This window comes from Chamaesiphon sp. OTE_20_metabat_361 (assembly GCF_031364565.1).
Map to the genome: position 1 here is coordinate 1 of NZ_JANLWO010000495.1, position 4797 is coordinate 4797.

General features: G+C 47.7%; 5 protein-coding genes. 2 read left to right on the forward strand and 3 right to left on the reverse strand.

The window, feature by feature from the left end:
- From RMO35_RS14440 to RMO35_RS14450, 3 genes are all read right to left on the reverse strand, one after another.
- Window positions 1–444 (reverse strand): REP-associated tyrosine transposase (locus tag RMO35_RS14440; protein ID WP_309742030.1); only part of this gene is annotated, 444 nt, incomplete at its 3' end.
- A 28-nt stretch (window positions 445–472) separates the two neighbouring features.
- The gene (locus RMO35_RS14445) at window positions 473–1252 is read right to left on the reverse strand and encodes a photosystem II S4 domain protein (RefSeq protein ID WP_309742031.1); all 780 of its coding nucleotides are present in this window, start codon (window positions 1250–1252) and stop codon (window positions 473–475) included.
- 175 nt (window positions 1253–1427) lie between these two features.
- Complete coding sequence (locus RMO35_RS14450) at window positions 1428–1946, reverse strand: hypothetical protein (protein ID WP_309742032.1); 519 nt, start codon at window positions 1944–1946, stop codon at window positions 1428–1430.
- 232 nt (window positions 1947–2178) lie between these two features.
- Between RMO35_RS14450 and serA the strand changes: the two genes are divergently transcribed.
- Window positions 2179–3765, forward strand: a complete 1587-nt coding sequence (serA, locus tag RMO35_RS14455; RefSeq protein ID WP_309742033.1) for a phosphoglycerate dehydrogenase — start codon at window positions 2179–2181, stop codon at window positions 3763–3765.
- A 115-nt stretch (window positions 3766–3880) separates the two neighbouring features.
- Window positions 3881–4797 (forward strand): 50S ribosomal protein L11 methyltransferase (prmA, locus tag RMO35_RS14460; RefSeq protein ID WP_309742034.1); only part of this gene is annotated, 917 nt, incomplete at its 3' end.

Sequence of the window (4797 nt, forward strand, 5' to 3'; positions counted from 1 at the left end):
ATGAACGCACTTTACCAACCCGTGTTTAACTGGATTGAAATGTAAATAATCTAAATGCTTGCGAAGATCGAACTCATCACGGATTGTATGCTCATAAAATCGCCGCTGCCATACATTACTTTCTCGATGCTTTTTGCGGGATTCACACACATTTTCTGGTAGATTATTTACCCCGCGCAAAGCACGCGTAAATAACACCTTCATCCGTCCAACACGATAAGAATAATCGCGATCGTCAGGTGGTAAAGTCCACAAAAAATGAATGTGTTCGGGGAGAATGACCGCAGCATCGATCGTGAATGGTTTTTCTGCCATCATCAGATTGCAAGCTTGTCGCAATCGATCGATATTTTCTGGTACTAAAAATAACTTCTCCCGCTGGTAAGTAATCAGCGTGAGAAATACACTACTTCCAGGAATATTAGCACGACGATATTCTGGCATGATTAGTTCGATCGATCTAGCTACTTATTTAGATATATCTAGTAAGATTAACTCGATATCTTTCCTTCTTGGTAATCGTAACTTCACCAATTTCCAATCTACCCTTACCGCGAATTGCGACTAGATCGCCAGACTTGAGCGCATGAGCGGATTGACCGACTTCTTTCCAGTTAACTCGGACATCGCCACTAGAAATTATATCGACCATTTTACTGCGCGACATGCCAAATCCGGCGGAGGCGATCGCGTCCAATCTTAGAGACGCTTCGGTCGTCACCATTTCTTTTTTCTTAGGTTCGCGAATCTTTAATTCACTTAATTCAATTCGTCGAGTTTTGACGGGTACCGATCGCACTTGAGTTAGACTAGTTTCTAAAAATTCCACTAATTCTGGTGACACGATCGCTTGCGCGCCTTGTTCGCCTAAAACGATAATATCGCCAGTTTTATCTCTGACAATACCACAGCCTAACATCGCACCCAAAAAATCTCGATGGGTGGGCGGATCGAATAAGAAATTTCCGGCAATTTGAATTGCGGCTAAGGGGACTTGACTCGGCTCGAAGGGAATATCACTGCGACAGATCCCCAGCCGTTGTCGCTCGGCTTGAGGATAGCCGCCAGTGGCAATAACTTCGATATCGCTGAGGCGACTAAACACACCTTGAATTTCGGCGATTTCTGGTGGCGAGAGGAAGTCGGTTTCGACTACTTCCCAAGTCTTAATGGCTTGCTCGGCGAGATCGATCGCGCGGGCTACAACTTCACGATTTTCGACTCTTTTTAATAATTCTTCTCTAGGGAGCATTCGGTAATTAATTGAGAATTGAGAATTGAGAATTGAGAATTAGTAACTGTCGATCGGTACACAAGTCGTATGAACTAATTTTGGGTTAAGACTTGAAGCTTAGGCTTCCATAGCTTTATGCCTAAATATACCTACATCCAGAGCGGACTCGATCGATTGGAAATTAGCTAAATCTTTACTGATACATGTCGATGTAACTTTGGATATTTTCGAGATCGAATTTACGCAAGATCGTGGTCGATTGTTGGAGGAGGAGCTGGGAACCTTCGACGACGATGAGATATTTACCAGCATTGAGACGGTTGCGATAGGGTAATGCGTCGCCACTACCAAAAGCAATGCCGCTCCCACCACCGATAAAGACACTACCCATCGCGCCACCGATCGCACCGAGGAAACCACTAATAATATGGTCGCCGATTTCACCCGCCCAGGCAAATGTTTGTAAATTAGTCAGGATGCTAAAGCCAGCGCCACCCAGAAATCCGAAGGGAATCAACCAACTTGCCATCAGTTTGGCTTGTTTTTGCGCGACTTCATTCGGATCGATCAGTCCAAATTCATCAGCAGTTTTATAACCGCGACCGAGAATAGTGATTTTGTCGAGCGGTAAACCTTGCTTCTCTAACATTGTATATGCTGATTCCGCTTGGATGCGATCGGACAGTACGGCGACCAAATAATTATTATTCATCTTAAATTTCTAGCTATACATATATATTCTCACAGCCGAGAGGGAGACGGGGAGGCGGGGAGATGGGGAGACTATTCGATTACATTACCTATTACCTATTCCCTACCCCCTATCCCCTATCCCCTATTCCCTATCCGTATAGATTGTGAAATTGAACAAAGGATAACCCCGCTGGAGGGCTAATCCAGTTAAAATGTGCTATTGCACTGACCTTTATCTTACCTAACCGATCGTGTCTAAAGTTCTTGTTTCCGATCCCATCGACCAAGCGGGGATAGATATCCTCTCGCAGGTCGCACAAGTAGACGTTAAAATTGGCTTAGCACCAGCAGAGTTGGCGCGGATTATCGGTGAGTACGATGCGATTATGATTCGATCGGAAACCCGGATGACCGCAGAAATCATTCAAGCTGCGAATAATCTCAAGATTATTGGACGTGCGGGTGTTGGCGTAGATAACGTAGACGTTCCCGCTGCTACCCGGCGCGGAATCGTGGTCGTCAACTCTCCTGAAGGTAACACGATCGCCGCTGCCGAACACGCACTGGCAATGATGCTCTCGATGTCTCGCTACATCCCGGAAGCCAACCAGTCGATGAAAAGCGGACAGTGGAATCGCAAGCAGTTTGTCGGGACTGAAGTTTATAAAAAAACGCTCGGTGTCGTCGGTTTGGGTAAAATTGGCTCCCATGTGGCAACTGTCGCCAAAGCAATGGGGATGAAATTACTGGCATACGATCCATTTATCTCGACCGAACGTGCGGAAGAATTGGGTTGCAGACTGGTAGACTTGGATACGATTTTCCGCGAATCGGAATATATCACCCTGCACATTCCCAAAACGCCAGAAACAGCCAATCTGATTAACGCCGAGACGCTAGCTAAAATGAAGCCCCAGGCGCGGATTATTAACTGTGCGCGGGGGGGGATTATCGATGAGGCAGCATTAGCTACAGCCCTCAAAAATGGGACAATCGCGGGTGCGGCGATCGATGTATTTGCCGTCGAACCCCTGGGCGAGTCCGAACTCCGCACTCTGGGCAAAGAACTCGTCCTCACGCCGCACCTAGGAGCCTCCACCGCCGAGGCTCAGGTCAATGTTGCTCTTGACGTCGCCGAACAGATTCGGGATGTATTGCTGGGGCTACCAGCCCGGTCTGCGGTCAACATTCCCGGCTTACATCCCGATGCGCTGGCGCAACTCAAACCCTATCTCCAGCTTGCCGAAACGATCGGGAATATGGTCAGTCAACTAGCTGGCGGACGGATTAACGATTTGCAAGTGGGCTTATATGGAGATTTGGCAGAACAGCAGACCAAACCAATTGTTACCGCCGCGCTCAAGGGTTTGCTTTCACCAGCACTCCGCGAACGCGTCAACTATGTCAACGCGGGGATCGAAGCCAAAGAACGCGGCATTCATGTGTCTGAGACGCGGGACGCTTCCGTGCGCGACTATGCCGCGACACTCAAACTGATTGCCAAAGGTTCTCTCGGTCAACACTCAGTCACGGGCGCACTTTTGGGCGATGCGGAGATGCGAATTACCAGCGTCGATGATTTCCCCGTCAATGTCGTTCCGACGCAAAATATGCTATTTACCGTCCACAAAGATGTTCCGGGGATTATCGGGATTATTGGTTCGTTACTGGGTAAATTTAATGTCAATATTGCCAGTATGCAGGTCGGACGTAAAATCGTACGCGGCGATGCAGTAATGGTACTGAGTCTCGACGATCCGTTACCCGATGGCATCTTGGCAGAAATCAAGCAGGTTAATGGCATCAGCGATGCTTATACTGTTACGCTGACTGGTTGATGCTGCGTTGATGATGAATCGACCGCGCTCCGTAGCGTGACTTTGGGGTACATCATGCTACTGTGGTGGGAGATGACGATCTACTCACCACACTCAATCCAGCAGGTTTTAGTTCTTGGCGATCGCGACCCGATTGCTAAATGATGTGGGGATTAGTCGATCGTCAACCAACGATCGACCAGACCTACCAAAAGTTATTAGAATTTATACGTCAATATCTAGAATCATGTCTAATAGCTGGTGGGAAATTAAAATTACTTGTATACCCGATCTCGAAGAAAACATCTTCTGGAGATTGACAGAATTTGGCTGCAAAGGGATGTCTACTCAGGCACAAGACGATGAGTTGCTGATTTCGGCCTATATTCCCCAACCACAAGCCAAACTCTTACAAGTATCCGATCTCTCCTTACGATTGCAGAAGGATGCTAGAGAGATGGGTTATCCTCAACCAGTGACTAAGTGCAATCTCATCGATGAAGAAGACTGGTCGAGTAGCTGGAAACAACACTGGCAAGCACAACCGATCGGCGATCGCTTAATTATCAATCCAGCTTGGCTGAGTTTACCCACAGATCCCGATCGAATCGTCCTCCAGCTCGATCCTGGCGTTGCCTTTGGGACGGGAACTCATGCTACAACTCAACTGTGCTTAGAAGCCCTAGAAATGCGGATTCAGCCCAATACACATCTGACAGTTGCCGATCTCGGCTGTGGCTCGGGAATTTTGTCCACCGCCGCAGTTTTGCTCGGTGCTACTCAAGTTTATGCTGTGGATAACGATCCGTTAGCTGTCAAAGCCACTGGCGAAAATCGCAATCTCAATCTGATCCCATCCGCAAAATTGATCGTCGATCTCGGCAGCATCGAACAACTACAATCGATGTTACCCGAACCAGTAGATGGCTTTGTCTGCAATATTCTCGCTGATATCATCATCGAGCTTGCCCCCTCAATGGCAGCCCTAGTCAAACCCAAAGGCTGGGCAATTTTGAGCGGGATTCTATCGAGTCAAGTCGCTGATGTCTCCCA